Origin of the sequence: Aeromonas sp. FDAARGOS 1408 (genome assembly GCF_019048665.1) — a bacterium.
Taxonomy (GTDB): Bacteria; Pseudomonadota; Gammaproteobacteria; order Enterobacterales; family Aeromonadaceae; genus Aeromonas; species Aeromonas dhakensis.
In genome coordinates this window covers 1,760,450-1,772,857 of sequence record NZ_CP077394.1, presented here as the reverse complement: position 1 = coordinate 1,772,857, position 12,408 = coordinate 1,760,450, and the positions used below count along the sequence as shown (strand labels likewise).

General features: G+C 59.7%; 15 protein-coding genes. 14 read left to right on the top strand and 1 reads right to left on the bottom strand.

What is annotated here, in order from left to right:
* Positions 1–19: 19 nt before the first annotated feature.
* Positions 20–601 carry a nucleoside triphosphate pyrophosphatase gene (locus I6L38_RS08400; protein ID WP_216989391.1) on the bottom strand — a complete coding sequence of 194 codons (582 nt, stop codon included), beginning with the start codon at positions 599–601 and terminating at the stop codon, positions 20–22.
* Between the two features lie 248 nt (positions 602–849).
* On the opposite strand from I6L38_RS08400, the gene I6L38_RS08395 reads away from it, so the two are divergent.
* The 14 genes from I6L38_RS08395 (at position 850) to I6L38_RS08330 (ending at position 12,176) form a co-directional block, all read left to right on the top strand.
* Positions 850–1,515, top strand: coding sequence for an START domain-containing protein (locus I6L38_RS08395; protein WP_043170170.1), 666 nt, complete (start codon positions 850–852; stop codon positions 1,513–1,515).
* A 250-nt stretch (positions 1,516–1,765) separates the two neighbouring features.
* Positions 1,766–2,287 (top strand): 23S rRNA accumulation protein YceD, encoded by a 522-nt coding sequence (yceD, locus tag I6L38_RS08390; protein ID WP_010633974.1) that lies wholly within the window; start codon positions 1,766–1,768, stop codon positions 2,285–2,287.
* A 19-nt stretch (positions 2,288–2,306) separates the two neighbouring features.
* Positions 2,307–2,474, top strand: coding sequence for a 50S ribosomal protein L32 (gene rpmF / locus I6L38_RS08385; protein WP_005300935.1), 168 nt, complete (start codon positions 2,307–2,309; stop codon positions 2,472–2,474).
* 9 nt (positions 2,475–2,483) lie between these two features.
* On the top strand, positions 2,484–3,503 hold the full coding sequence (gene plsX, locus I6L38_RS08380) for a phosphate acyltransferase PlsX (RefSeq protein WP_017779016.1): 1,020 nt from the start codon (positions 2,484–2,486) through the stop codon (positions 3,501–3,503).
* Between the two features lie 7 nt (positions 3,504–3,510).
* On the top strand, positions 3,511–4,470 hold the full coding sequence (locus I6L38_RS08375; RefSeq protein WP_139430868.1) for a beta-ketoacyl-ACP synthase III: 960 nt from the start codon (positions 3,511–3,513) through the stop codon (positions 4,468–4,470).
* A gap of 69 nt (positions 4,471–4,539) precedes the next feature.
* The gene (gene fabD, locus I6L38_RS08370; protein WP_201880573.1) at positions 4,540–5,475 is read left to right on the top strand and encodes an ACP S-malonyltransferase; all 936 of its coding nucleotides are present in this window, start codon (positions 4,540–4,542) and stop codon (positions 5,473–5,475) included.
* A gap of 13 nt (positions 5,476–5,488) precedes the next feature.
* Positions 5,489–6,223: a 3-oxoacyl-ACP reductase FabG gene (fabG, locus tag I6L38_RS08365; protein ID WP_005300916.1), complete on the top strand. Its 735-nt coding sequence runs from the start codon at positions 5,489–5,491 to the stop codon at positions 6,221–6,223.
* A 157-nt stretch (positions 6,224–6,380) separates the two neighbouring features.
* The gene (gene acpP / locus I6L38_RS08360) at positions 6,381–6,617 is read left to right on the top strand and encodes an acyl carrier protein (protein ID WP_005300909.1); all 237 of its coding nucleotides are present in this window, start codon (positions 6,381–6,383) and stop codon (positions 6,615–6,617) included.
* Between the two features lie 82 nt (positions 6,618–6,699).
* Entirely contained in the window at positions 6,700–7,941 is a 1,242-nt protein-coding gene (gene fabF, locus I6L38_RS08355; RefSeq protein ID WP_201880570.1) for a beta-ketoacyl-ACP synthase II, read from the top strand.
* A gap of 19 nt (positions 7,942–7,960) precedes the next feature.
* Positions 7,961–8,815 (top strand): aminodeoxychorismate lyase, encoded by an 855-nt coding sequence (pabC, locus tag I6L38_RS08350; RefSeq protein ID WP_201880568.1) that lies wholly within the window; start codon positions 7,961–7,963, stop codon positions 8,813–8,815.
* Positions 8,805–9,806 carry an endolytic transglycosylase MltG gene (gene mltG / locus I6L38_RS08345; RefSeq protein ID WP_005300892.1) on the top strand — a complete coding sequence of 334 codons (1,002 nt, stop codon included), beginning with the start codon at positions 8,805–8,807 and terminating at the stop codon, positions 9,804–9,806. Before pabC ends, mltG begins: the two co-directional genes overlap by 11 nt.
* The gene (tmk, locus tag I6L38_RS08340; protein WP_201880566.1) at positions 9,806–10,447 is read left to right on the top strand and encodes a dTMP kinase; all 642 of its coding nucleotides are present in this window, start codon (positions 9,806–9,808) and stop codon (positions 10,445–10,447) included. The genes mltG and tmk overlap by 1 nt, the downstream gene beginning before the upstream one ends.
* Positions 10,432–11,379: a DNA polymerase III subunit delta' gene (gene holB / locus I6L38_RS08335; RefSeq protein ID WP_201880565.1), complete on the top strand. Its 948-nt coding sequence runs from the start codon at positions 10,432–10,434 to the stop codon at positions 11,377–11,379. The genes tmk and holB overlap by 16 nt, the downstream gene beginning before the upstream one ends.
* Before the next feature lie 17 nt (positions 11,380–11,396).
* On the top strand, positions 11,397–12,176 hold the full coding sequence (locus I6L38_RS08330; RefSeq protein ID WP_139430864.1) for a TatD family hydrolase: 780 nt from the start codon (positions 11,397–11,399) through the stop codon (positions 12,174–12,176).
* The last annotated feature ends 232 nt before the right edge of the window (positions 12,177–12,408 follow it).

Below are 12,408 nucleotides of genomic sequence, written 5' to 3'. Positions count from 1 at the left end.
TGCCAACATTCTGCCTTCATCAGGGCAGAGAGAGGCCGTGGCGCTCCAGCAGTTCGATCAGTCCGATCAGCGGCAAGCCGATCAGAGCATTGGGATCGCGTCCCTCCAGAGCCTTGAACAGCACGATACCCATGCCTTCACACTTGAAGCTGCCGGCGCAGTCGAGGGGACGTTCGGCCTCCACATAGCGGCGGATAGCCTCCTCATCCAGCTGGCGAAAATGGACGGTGAAAGGCTCAACCAGCTGCTCGACCAGGCCGGAAGCCGCATCCAGTACGCACAGGCCGGTATAAAAGGTGACGCTGCGCCCCTGGGCCGCTATCAGCTGGGCTACCGCTTGTTCGACCGTTCCCGGTTTCCCCAGGATCCGGCCATCACAGACGCACACCTGATCCGAGCCGATGATCAGTCCCTGATCACGCAGGCCGGCAATGGCGCTGGCCTTGGCATGGGCAAGGCGGGCCACCAGCGCCTGTGCCTCTTCACAGGGCAGCACAGATTCATCGACTTCGGGCGCGGCGCACTCAAAGGGGAGGCCCAGCTTTTCCAGCAAGGCTTTGCGGTAACGGGAGGTGGAGGCGAGGATCAGGGGGCGCGACATGGCAATCAGGTATCCAGGTTCAGAAACGGGCAGGCGCCGATGGTATCGCCATCGTGCGGCGCGGGCAAATATCGCCGCGCTCGCAAGCGGGTGATCCTGCTCGATGCGCTGGCCTTGCTCAGAACACAGTACGCGTCGGCTGCATCTGGCTGATGGAGTGACTTGGTTTTGCTCCCCCGTTCACTGCCTGTCTCTGCCCCGTCTGAAAACGGCTATAAGCATAAGAGCGGGGTAACGGGGGCGATGAGATGAACAAGCTGGGGGCATGGTTGTTGTGGCTGCTCTGTCTGCCCGTCTGGGGACAAGGCTGGCACCTGCAGGCAGGGGAGGAGGGCATACTGCTCTGGACCCGCCCTCATCCACCCGGCGCCTTTCTGGCCTTGCGACTGGAGATGTATGTGGCAGCGCCCCCTGCGGCGCTGCTCGCGGTGTTGCGTGATACCGGTCGACATCAGGAGTGGCTGCCCCAAAGCCTGGAGGTGAGGGTATTAGCCAAGCCCGCCCCCGATGAGGATATTGTCTATACCCGCCTCGCAGCCCCCTGGCCCGTACAGGACCGGGAGCTGATCACCCATTCCCGCCTGCAACGGCTGCCAGATTGCGGCCTGGTGCTGAGCGTCTGGGCGGCCCCCGATGCTTTGCCGCCTTATCCCGGTCGGGTGCGGATCCACACCAGTGAAGGACGCTGGGAAGCGCTGCCTCAGCTAAACGGCACGACGCTGGTGCGCCTCGAAACCTATACCAACCCGGGCGACACGCTGCCAGCCTGGCTCGTCAATCCCATGGCTACTGATGCTGCGCTGCAGAGTTTTCGAGCCATTCGCCGCCTGATGGAGGCCGCCCCGGTGGGGATCTGTGCCTGTCTTCATCAGCGACCTAGTGGAAAGCATGGTGCTTGTAACGCCACCCCTTGACTGCAGCAGGGTGGGGAAGGCAGGGCGAATTGGACAAGCAAGTCACGGCGGGACTACCTGACAACTGCCTGGGGCCTGACGCACCAGCAAATCCGGCCAGGATCCGGTGTCGGATCCGCAGGTTTGTGGCATAATCAGGCACCGGTGAGCGCAAGTTCCGCCATGTGCGGGGGTTGTGAGGTTAAAATCATCGGCGGTAAGGACTTTTTCCTTTGACTATCAGTTGTTGGACCTATAATATTCGCGCCCTATGCAAAAGGTGAAGTTGCCCGTAAAGGTTGATCCAGTCCGTAGTGCCTCGAAGCTGCTCGATTATGTCGGGATAGTGGAAAAGTCGCAGATGCCCAGGCTGGAGGAATCAACCGCAGGCTTGCGGAGTGATATCGATGTATCGCTGCACTTTGGCAAAGATGTCCAGAAGTTGACCGTTATGAAAGGCACTGCCCATGCCAAGGTTGACCTGGTTTGCCAGCGTTGTGGAGAGACATTCGAACATCTCTGTGAAGCTGAATTTATCTACACTCCGCTGTTCGAAAGAACAAACGAGGAAGAACTGCCGGAAGCTTATGAGCCCATTGAGTTGGACGAAAACGGCGAGATGGATCTTCATCAAATCCTGGAGGATGAACTCATCCTCTCGTTGCCGCAGGTGGCCATGCATCCCATGGATGCTTGCCCGCGCGGTAACATGGAGATGACCTGGGGTGAAATCGAACCTGCTGATGAGCGGCCGAATCCCTTTGCAGTTCTTGAAGAGCTTAAACGTAAGTGAATTTAGGAGTTAGCCTACAATGGCCGTACAACAGAACCGTAAAACCCGTGCCAAGCGTGGCATGCGTCGTTCCCACGATGCGCTGACCACCGCTGCCCTGACTGTTGATCAGACCAGTGGCGAAATTCATCGTCGTCACCACGTGACTGCCGATGGTTTCTACCGCGGTAAAAAGGTAATCGCTTAAGGATTGCCTTTGTCTACGCAAACTGTCGCGCTAGACATCATGGGGGGAGATATTGGCCCCTCGGAAACAGTGCCTGCCGCCGTGCAGGCACTGTCTCTTTTACCCCAGCTGAAATTGATCCTGGTCGGTGACCAGCACCAGACCACCCCCCTCCTGCAGCAACATGGCTTGCTCAATCACCCTCGTGTCCGTTTTGTACATGCCTCCCAGGTCGTTGGGATGGGCGACAAACCGATCGTGGCACTGCGCACCCTGAAAGACTCCTCCATGCGAGTCGTACTCAATCTGGTCAAGGGCGGCGAAGCCGATGCCTGCGTCAGCGCCGGCAACACAGGTGCACTGATGGCCATGGCCAAATGCGTGCTCAAATCCCTGCCCGGCGTCGACCGACCCGCCCTCATCAAGGCGCTGCCCACCCTGTCCGGCAAACGCACCGTGATGCTGGATCTCGGTGCCAACGTCAGCTGCGATGCCGACACCCTGCTGCAGTTTGCCGTGATGGGCTCAGTGGTGGCTGAAAAGGTGGAGGGGGTTGCCACTCCCAGGGTGGCCCTGCTCAACGTGGGGGAGGAGGAGATCAAGGGGAACGATCTGGTGCGCCACAGTGCCGAACTGCTGCGCCAGTGCCAGGCGCTCAACTTTGTCGGCTTTGTTGAAGGGGATCGAATTTTTAGCGGCGATTGCGACGTGATCGTCTGCGACGGTTTTGTCGGCAACGTCGCCCTCAAGACGGCGGAGGGGGTGGTGCGGATGATGGCCCAACTGGCCGGATATCCCCGCAAGAAACGCAGTTTTCTTGGCCGTATCGCCGGATTTATGTTCAAACGACGTTTTTCTTACCTGAACCCCGACCAGTATAACGGTGCAAGTCTGTTAGGATTGCGCGGCATTGTGGTAAAAAGCCATGGGCGGGCCGAACGGCGTGCCCTGTGTAACGCGATCCTGCTGGCCGCGCAAGAGGCCAAGCATCAACTTCCATTGCAAATCGCAGATCGCCTTGAATCTGTCTTTTCCGACAGGGATCTATAAGAACTCTATGCATAGCAAAATTTTGGGTACTGGCAGCTATCTGCCGCACTCGGTACGCACCAACGCCGACCTCGAACAGATGGTAGAGACCAGTGACGAGTGGATTGTGGAGCGTACCGGGATCCGTGAACGCCGCATTGCCGGTGCCGATGAAACCGTTGCAACCCTGTCTCACCAGGCAGCCCTGCGCGCACTGGAGGCCGCGGGCCTGACGGCCGCCGATCTCGACATGATAGTGCTGGCCACCACCAGCGCCGAAAACGCCTTTCCGGCCGCCGCCTGTGAACTGCAGGGGCTGCTCGGAGCGCAAGGGATCCCGGCCTTCGACGTGGCGGCCGCCTGCGCCGGCTTTACGTATGCGCTCTCCATTGCCGATCAGTTCGTCAAATCCGGTGCCGCCCGCCACGTGCTGGTCGTCGGCGCCGATGTGCTGTCGCGCATGTGCGATCCCGAGGATCGTGGCACCATCATCCTGTTTGGGGATGGGGCAGGGGCCGTGGTGATCGGTGCGAGCGACACCCCCGGCATCCTCTCCACCCATCTGCATGCGGATGGTCGTTATGGCGAGCTGCTCAAGCTGCCGCAGCCCCGTCGCGGCATGCCGGGGGCCGAGCTCGAAGCCTACATGTACATGAAGGGCAATGATGTCTTCAAAGTCGCGGTCACCCGTCTGAGCGAAATCGTCACCGAGACCCTGGCCGCCGCCGGCATCGAGCCGAGCGAGCTGGACTGGCTGGTGCCCCATCAGGCCAACTTCCGCATCATCAGCGCCACCGCCAAGAAGCTTGGCATGGGGCTGGACAAGGTGGTGCTGACCCTCGACAAACACGGCAACACCTCTGCCGCCTCCGTTCCCATCGCCTTCGATGAAGGGGTGCGCGACGGCCGGATCAAACCGGGCCAGCTGGTCTTGCTGGAAGCCTTCGGCGGCGGTTTTGCCTGGGGCTCGGCGCTGGTTCGCCTCTGATCGTCAGCGGGATGGGACGAGCGTCTCATCCTGCCGTTCTCATTTTTCTCTTATTTAAAGGAATCAATGATGACCCAATTTGCCATTGCCTTCCCGGGACAGGGCTCCCAAACCGTCGGCATGCTGGCCGAGCTGGCCGAACAACATGCCGTGATCAAGGAGACCTTCGCCGAGGCGAGCCAGGTGCTGGGTTATGACCTGTTTGCCTTGGTCATGGAAGGTCCGGTCGAAGAGCTGAACAAGACCTGGCGTACCCAGCCTGCACTGCTGACCGCTTCTGTCGCGCTGTGGCGCCTGTGGCAACAGCAGGGTGGGGCAACCCCCGCCGTGATGGCAGGCCACAGTCTGGGTGAGTATTCCGCCCTGGTCTGCAGCGGCGCGCTGACCTTTACCGATGCGGTCAAACTGGTTGAGCTGCGTGGTCTGGCCATGCAGGAAGCCGTGCCGGAAGGCACCGGTGCCATGGCCGCCATCATCGGCCTGGACAACGACGCCATCGCCGCCAACTGCGAGAAAGCGGCTGAAGGGCAGGTGGTTTCTCCGGTCAACTTCAACTCCCCTGGCCAGGTGGTCATCGCCGGTCACAAAGAGGCCGTCGAGCGCGCCAACGTGCTGATGAAAGAGTCCGGAGCCAAGCGTGCGCTGCCGCTGCCGGTCTCCGTGCCCTCCCATTGCGCGCTGATGAAACCTGCTGCCGAAAAACTGGCAGCTGCGCTGGACGGGATCGAGATCAAGGTTCCTGCCATCGCCGTCATCAATAATGTCGACGTATCCTGTGAGCAAGATCCGGCCGCCATCAAGCAGGCATTGGTGCGTCAGTTGTTCAGCCCGGTTCGTTGGACCGAGACTGTCGAGCGGATGGCCAATGAGGGGGTCACCCTCGAGATCGAAATGGGACCGGGCAAGGTACTGACCGGGCTCGCCAAGCGCATCGACAAGCGCGTGGAAGGTATTCATGCCAACGATGCCGCCTCTTTCGAGCAGGCGCTGGCCCAGATCAAGTAAACAGGAGCAATGAATGAGCTTTACCGATAAGGTTGTGTTGGTGACCGGTGCCAGTCGTGGCATCGGCCGTGCGATTGCTGAAACTTTTGCGGCCCGTGGCGCCAAGGTAGTCGGCACGGCGACCAGCGAGAGCGGCGCCGAGGCAATCAGCGCCTATCTGGGTGAACAGGGTTGCGGCATGGCGCTGAACGTGACCAGCCAGGAATCCATCGAAGCCGTCTTCGCCGCCATCAAAGCGCGTTTTGGCGACATCGACATCCTGATCAACAACGCAGGGATCACCCGTGACAACCTGCTGATGCGGATGAAGGATGATGAGTGGAACGAGATCATCGACACCAACCTCACCTCCCTGTACCGTCTGAGCAAGCCGGTGCTGCGCGCCATGATGAAGAAGCGCAATGGCCGCATCATCAGCATCGGTTCCGTGGTCGGCACCATGGGCAACGCCGGTCAGGTCAACTACGCGGCCGCCAAGGCGGGCCTGGTGGGGTTCACCAAGTCGCTGGCTCGTGAAGTGGCCTCCCGCGGCATTACCGTGAACGCGGTTGCCCCCGGTTTCATCGAGACCGATATGACCAAGGCGCTCAATGAAGAGCAGCGTGCCGGCATCATGAGCCAGGTACCTGCCGCTCGTCTGGGCGATCCAAAAGAAATTGCCGCTGCTGTGGTATTCTTGGCATCGGATGATGCCGCCTACATCACTGGCGAAACCCTGCATGTTAATGGCGGGATGTACATGGTGTAATCAATTTGTCGTGAGATCTGTTCAAATTTGCGATAGTACGCCGAAGTTTGGCGAATTTCGTGGTTTGACCAGCGGCAAGCTACTTGCAAACTCACGTCAATTGAATAAACTACCCCAACCAGACGCAATAGCGTATTTTTAAAGGAAAATTCAGGTCATGAGCAACATCGAAGAACGCGTAAAGAAAATCATCATCGAACAACTGGGTGTTAAAGAAGAAGACGTTAAGAACGCTGCCTCCTTCGTCGACGACCTGGGCGCTGACTCTTTGGATACCGTTGAACTGGTAATGGCGCTGGAAGAAGAATTCGATACCGAAATTCCTGATGAAGAAGCCGAGAAGATCACCACTGTTCAAGCGGCTATCGACTACATCACCGCTAATCAGGAATAAGTTCCTGTTCTGAAAGAAGCGGCCTAAGGGCCGCTTCTTTTATGTTTACTCCTTTTCAAAACACCTCTCGGAGACTACCTCAGTGTCAAAACGCAGAGTCGTGGTGACCGGCTTGGGGATGCTTTCCCCGGTAGGCAACACTGCCGAATCCAGCTGGCAAGCCCTGCTCAACGGGCAGAGCGGCATTTCTCCCATCGAACACTTTGACGCCAGCGAGTTTGCGACCCGCTTCGCAGGCCAGGTCAAGGATTTCGATCCCGAGCAGTACGGTATCAACCGCAAAGAAGCTCGCAAGATGGATCTCTTCATCCAGTATGGCATCGCCGCAGGCGTGCAGGCGCTGGATGATGCCGGTCTCGTCATCAACGAGGAGAATGCCGAGCGTGTCGGTGTGGCGATCGGTTCCGGCATCGGCGGTCTGGGTCTGATTGAGCAGAACCACAGCAGCCTGGTCAACGGCGGTCCCCGCAAGCTGAGCCCCTTCTTCGTACCGTCCACCATCATCAATATGGTGTCCGGTCATCTCTCCATCATGAGAGGCCTGCAGGGCCCCAACATCGCCGTGACCACCGCCTGTACCACAGGCACCCATGCCATCGGCATGGCCGGTCGCATGATCGCCTACGGCGATGCGGACGTGATGGTGGCCGGTGGTGCCGAGAAGGCATCCACCCCGATGGGGATGGGCGGTTTTGCCGCCGCCAAGGCGCTCTCCAACCGCAACGACGAGCCCACCAAGGCCAGCCGTCCGTGGGATAAAGATCGCGACGGTTTCGTACTGGGTGATGGCGCCGGGGTGCTGGTGCTGGAAGAGTACGAACACGCCAAGGCCCGTGGCGCCAAGATTTATGCCGAGCTGGTCGGCTTTGGCATGAGCGGTGATGCCTACCACATGACGGCCCCTCCCGCCGATGGCAACGGTGGCGCCCGCGCCATGCAAAATGCCATCAAGGATGCCGGTATCGCCCCCGAGCAGGTGGGTTACATCAATGCCCACGGCACCTCCACCCCGCTGGGTGACGTTGCCGAGCTGCGCGGCATGAAGGCCGTATTTGGCGAACATGCCAAATCCCTGATGGTCAGTTCCACCAAATCGATGACCGGACACCTGTTGGGTGCCGCCGGCGCCATCGAGGCGATCATCACGGTACTGGCGCTGCGCGATCAGATGGCGCCGCCCACCATCAACCTGGACAACCCGGATGATGAGTGCGATCTGGATCTGGTGCCTCATGTTGCCAAGGCCGGCAAGTTCGAATATGCCCTCTCCAATTCCTTCGGTTTTGGCGGCACCAATGGCTCACTGATCTTCAAACGCGTATAATTCGCCCTGGGCGGATAGTATGGGCCCGATACGTCAGTATCGGGCCTTTTTTATCGGAGGGATCCTTTTGCTGATCAATGGAATACCGACAGACAGCGTGTCCGCCATGGATCGTGGTCTGGCCTATGGGGATGGTCATTTCACCACCCTGTTGGTCAGGGATGGCCGGCCCGTCTGGTGGCCGGCACACCTGGCAAGGTTGCAGCAAGCGAGCGCCAGACTCGGCCTTGCCGAGCTGGACTGGCAACAACTCGGCGATGAAGTGGCCCAATTGGCCCGTGATCAAGCGCTGGCGGTGATCAAGGTGATGCTGACCCGCGGCAGCGGTGGCCGGGGCTATGATTGCACTGCCTGCCATGCGCCGACCCGGATCCTGTCGCTGGCTGCTTACCCGGCTCACTACCCGACATGGCAGCAAGATGGCATTCCACTCTTGGTATGCCGGCAGCGGTTGGGGGATGCCCCCATGCTGGCAGGCCTCAAGACCCTCAACCGGCTGGAGCAGGTGCTGCTGAAAAGCGAACTTGCGGCCCGTTCCGGGGTCGAAGGTATAGTCTTGAACAGTCGGGGATTTCTGGTAGAAGGGGTCAGTGCCAATCTGTTTTGGCGCCGTGGCAGAACGGTGTTTACGCCGGATCTCTCCCACTGCGGCATAGACGGCATCATGCGGCGCCATGTGATGGCGATGCTAAAACAGATGAGCATTGAACTGCGTGTCGTGGAGGCTCCGCTGGAGTCACTGTGGCAGGCCGAAGAGGTATGGCTGACCAATACCCTGATGGGCATAGTGCCGGTCACCGGCATCGGGGAGACCCAATATGCCAGTCAGGAATTGATCCGCCGTTTACAGGAGCGTTTGGTCATTGAAGTTTAATCGGCTTTACACCCTGCTCGCGGGCGCGGCGCTGACTGTCGCCGCTGCCGGGGGCTATGTACATTACAAGTGGCAACAGGTGGAGACGCTCACCAACAAGGGACCGACCCGTCTCTTTACCGTAGAGAAGGGAGCCCATGCGGCGCGTCTGATCGCCGAACTGGGGGAGGGGGAAACCAGCCCCTGGGCGGTGCGACTCTGGTTGCGCGGTCACCCCGAGCTGGTTGCCATCAAGTCCGGAACCTATGAGATCAAGGAAGGGGCACCGCTCAAGGATACCCTCTCCCTGTTTGCTTCCGGCAAGGAGTTTCACTTCAGCCTGACCTTCGTCGAAGGATCCCGTTTCGAGGATTGGTTGAAGCAGCTGGCCAGCGCCCCTTATCTGGAGCGGCTGACCGTCGAGTTGCCCGAGACCGATCTGGCTCAGGAGCTTGGCATTGAAAACGGCAAGCTGGAGGGCTGGTTCCTGCCGGAGACCTACGCCTATACCACTCATGCCAGCGATCTCTCCATTTTGCGCCGTGCCCATCAGGACATGGAAACCTTCCTGCAGCAGAGCTGGGAGAAGCGTCAGGCCAATCTGCCCTACAAGACTCCCTACGAGGCGCTGATCATGGCCTCGATCATCGAAAAAGAGACGGGGATGCCGGAAGAGCGGGCGCGGATCGCCTCGGTGTTTGTCAATCGTCTGCGCCTTGGCATGAAGCTGCAGACTGATCCCACCGTCATCTACGGGGTGAAGGACAGGTATGACGGCAATATCCGCCGCAGCGACCTGACCGACGTGAACCCCTATAACACCTATGTGATCGACGGCTTGCCGCCCACCCCCATCGCCATGCCGGGCAAGGCCTCCATCGAAGCGGCGCTCAATCCCCTGTCGACCGACTATCTCTATTTCGTCGCCAAGGGGGGCGGGGCCCACTATTTTTCCAAGACCCTCGATGAACACAATCGGGCGGTGCGTGAATACATTTTGAAGAAACCCTAATGTCTAAATTTATCGTGATTGAAGGACTGGAAGGTGCGGGGAAGAGCTCCGCGGTGCGCTACGTGACCGACTATCTGCATGCCCGCGGCGTGGCGCGGATCGAGTGTACCCGTGAGCCGGGCGGCACGCCGTTGGCGGAACGGATGCGGGCCATCGTCAAGGAGGTGCACGACGAGCGGCTCACCATCGAAGCCGAACTGCTGCTGATGTACGCTTCCCGGGTGCAACTGGTCGAGACACGCATCAAGCCGGCGCTGGCTGACGGCGTCTGGGTGGTGGGCGATCGCCACGATCTCTCCTCCCAGGCCTACCAGGGCGGTGGTCGTGGCATCGATGCCAACCTCATCGGCGCCATCAAGCGGGCCGTGCTCGGCGACTTCAAGCCGGATCTGACCCTCTATCTCGACATCGATCCCGCCATCGGCCTGCAACGGGCCCGTCACCGCGGTGAGCTGGACCGGATCGAGCTTGAGCAGCTCAGCTTCTTCGAGCGTACCCGCCAGCGTTATCTGGAACTGGCTGCCGCCGATGAGTCAATCAAGGTGATCGATGCCGGCCAAGCGCCGGAGCAGGTCAAGGCGGCCATCGAGGCTGCATTGTCCCACTACCTGAAAGACGAGCCCTCATGTATCCCTGGTTGATCCCGGACTGGCATGCCTTGAGTCAGACTGCCGCCGCCGGCCGGCTGGGGCACGCCTGGCTGCTGCTGGGTGATCCCGGTCTTGGCAAGGAGCAACTTGCACAGCAGCTGGCCCGCCTGCACCTGTGCCATCAGCCTGATCGGGGCGAGCCTTGTGGTCATTGCCACTCCTGCCAGCTGTTTGAAAAGGGTCATCACCCGGATCTGGGCTCCCTCACCACTGAGGGCAAGACCATAGGGGTCGAGGCCATCCGCGAGATCTGTGCGCGCCTGCAGAATTCGGCCCAGCTTGGCCGCGGCAAGGTGGTGATCATCCCCGATGCGGAGCGCATGACCGAATCGGCCGCCAACGCCCTGCTCAAAACCCTGGAGGAGCCGGCTGGTGACAGCTTGTTGCTGCTGATCGCCTCCCAGGTTTCCCGCCTGCTGCCCACCATTCTCAGCCGTTGCCACAAGCATGTCTGCCAGTTGCCGGCGGAAGGGGAGACCCTGGCCTGGCTCGCCGAGCAGGGTCATCAGGCCACCCAGGCTCAGGTGCGGATCTGCCAAGGGGCTCCGCTGCGAGTGCTGGATTACTTGACGCAGCAGCAGGACACGGATCGCCGTGATTTGCTTGAGAGTTTTCTCGCCCTCTCGCAAACACCCACCCGGACCAACCATGTGTGCAGCCTGCTGGCGAGCGATACCCAGGTCAGACTGCACTGGGTGCAGCTGTTCTTGTGCGATGCGCTCAAGACGCAGGCCGGTTGTGGCCCTCACCAGCTGGCCATGCCGGATCTGGCCGCGCTCAGTCAACAACTGGCGGAACGTCACTCCAGTGAAAAGCTGCTGGAGGCGGAGCAGCAGCTCGTTGGGCTCAAGGCGGCCTGCCAGCCCGGGCAGCTCTCCAACCCCACAATTCATTTGATGAACTGGCTCACTCGCTGGTTATAGATCCCAAAAGGTTTTGTATGTTACTCGTTGATTCCCATTGCCACCTCGATCGTCTGAGTTATGGCAGCAAGCAGACCGACATGGCCGATGTGCTGGCCAAGGCGGCCAGGCAGGACGTGGGATATTTTCTCTGTGTGAGCGTGACCCAGGCACAGTTCCCGACCATGCTGGAGGCGATAGCCCCTTACCCTCAGGTGTTTGCCTCCTGCGGCGTGCATCCCCTCAACCAGGAGCCTGGCGTCGATGCCGATTTGTTGTTGGCCCAGGCGGCGGATGAAAGGGTGGTAGCCATCGGCGAGACCGGGCTCGACTACTTCTATTCGCCGGAGAACAAGGAGGTACAGCAGGCTTCCTTCCGGGAGCATATCCGGGTGGCCCGCGCCCTGAACAAGCCCCTCATCATCCATACCCGCGATGCCCAGCAGGATACCCTGCAGATCATGCGTGAAGAGGGGGCAGATCAGGTAGGTGGGGTGCTGCACTGCTTCACCGAGTCACTCGAAATGGCAGAGGCGGCCATGGCGATGGGGTTTTATATCTCCATCTCCGGCATCGCCACTTTCAAGAATGCGGCTGCTCTGCAGGTGGTGGTCAAGGCGTTGCCACTGGAACGACTGCTGGTTGAAACCGACTCTCCCTATCTGGCGCCGGTTCCGCACCGGGGTAGGGAGAACGAGCCGGCCTTTGTTCGCGACGTGGCCCAGTTCATCGCGGATCTGCGGCAAATGCCGCTAGCCGAATTGGCGCAAGCGACCAGTGACAACTTCTTTGAATTGTTCAAGTTGGCAAAGCGATAACAAACAACGCCCCGCTATGCGGGGCGTTTTACTATGTTTTACTATGACAATCAGCACTATCATGGCCCATTCAAAAACGATCATAGTTGTTCGTTATCTCTCACCTCGTGTAGTGGATGCTGATGAGGCAAAGCCCTCAACCCTGATAAAACGAAGCAAGAAGAACAGTGTGCTGAGGAATAAATGAGGAGGGTGAAATGGGTTAAAAGCACTCTTCATAAGTATCGATAAT

Bases quoted from the DNA above. Each gene is read 5' to 3' on its own strand.
- I6L38_RS08400 (WP_216989391.1), bottom strand. From the start codon at position 601: ATGTCGCGCCCCCTGATCCTCGCCTCCACCTCCCGTTACCGCAAAGCC.
- I6L38_RS08395 (WP_043170170.1), top strand. From the start codon at position 850: ATGAACAAGCTGGGGGCATGGTTGTTGTGGCTGCTCTGTCTGCCCGTC.
- yceD (WP_010633974.1), top strand. From the start codon at position 1,766: ATGCAAAAGGTGAAGTTGCCCGTAAAGGTTGATCCAGTCCGTAGTGCC.
- rpmF (WP_005300935.1), top strand. From the start codon at position 2,307: ATGGCCGTACAACAGAACCGTAAAACCCGTGCCAAGCGTGGCATGCGT.
- I6L38_RS08375 (WP_139430868.1), top strand. From the start codon at position 3,511: ATGCATAGCAAAATTTTGGGTACTGGCAGCTATCTGCCGCACTCGGTA.
- fabD (WP_201880573.1), top strand. From the start codon at position 4,540: ATGACCCAATTTGCCATTGCCTTCCCGGGACAGGGCTCCCAAACCGTC.
- fabG (WP_005300916.1), top strand. From the start codon at position 5,489: ATGAGCTTTACCGATAAGGTTGTGTTGGTGACCGGTGCCAGTCGTGGC.
- acpP (WP_005300909.1), top strand. From the start codon at position 6,381: ATGAGCAACATCGAAGAACGCGTAAAGAAAATCATCATCGAACAACTG.
- pabC (WP_201880568.1), top strand. From the start codon at position 7,961: ATGGGCCCGATACGTCAGTATCGGGCCTTTTTTATCGGAGGGATCCTT.
- tmk (WP_201880566.1), top strand. From the start codon at position 9,806: ATGTCTAAATTTATCGTGATTGAAGGACTGGAAGGTGCGGGGAAGAGC.
- holB (WP_201880565.1), top strand. From the start codon at position 10,432: ATGTATCCCTGGTTGATCCCGGACTGGCATGCCTTGAGTCAGACTGCC.
- I6L38_RS08330 (WP_139430864.1), top strand. From the start codon at position 11,397: ATGTTACTCGTTGATTCCCATTGCCACCTCGATCGTCTGAGTTATGGC.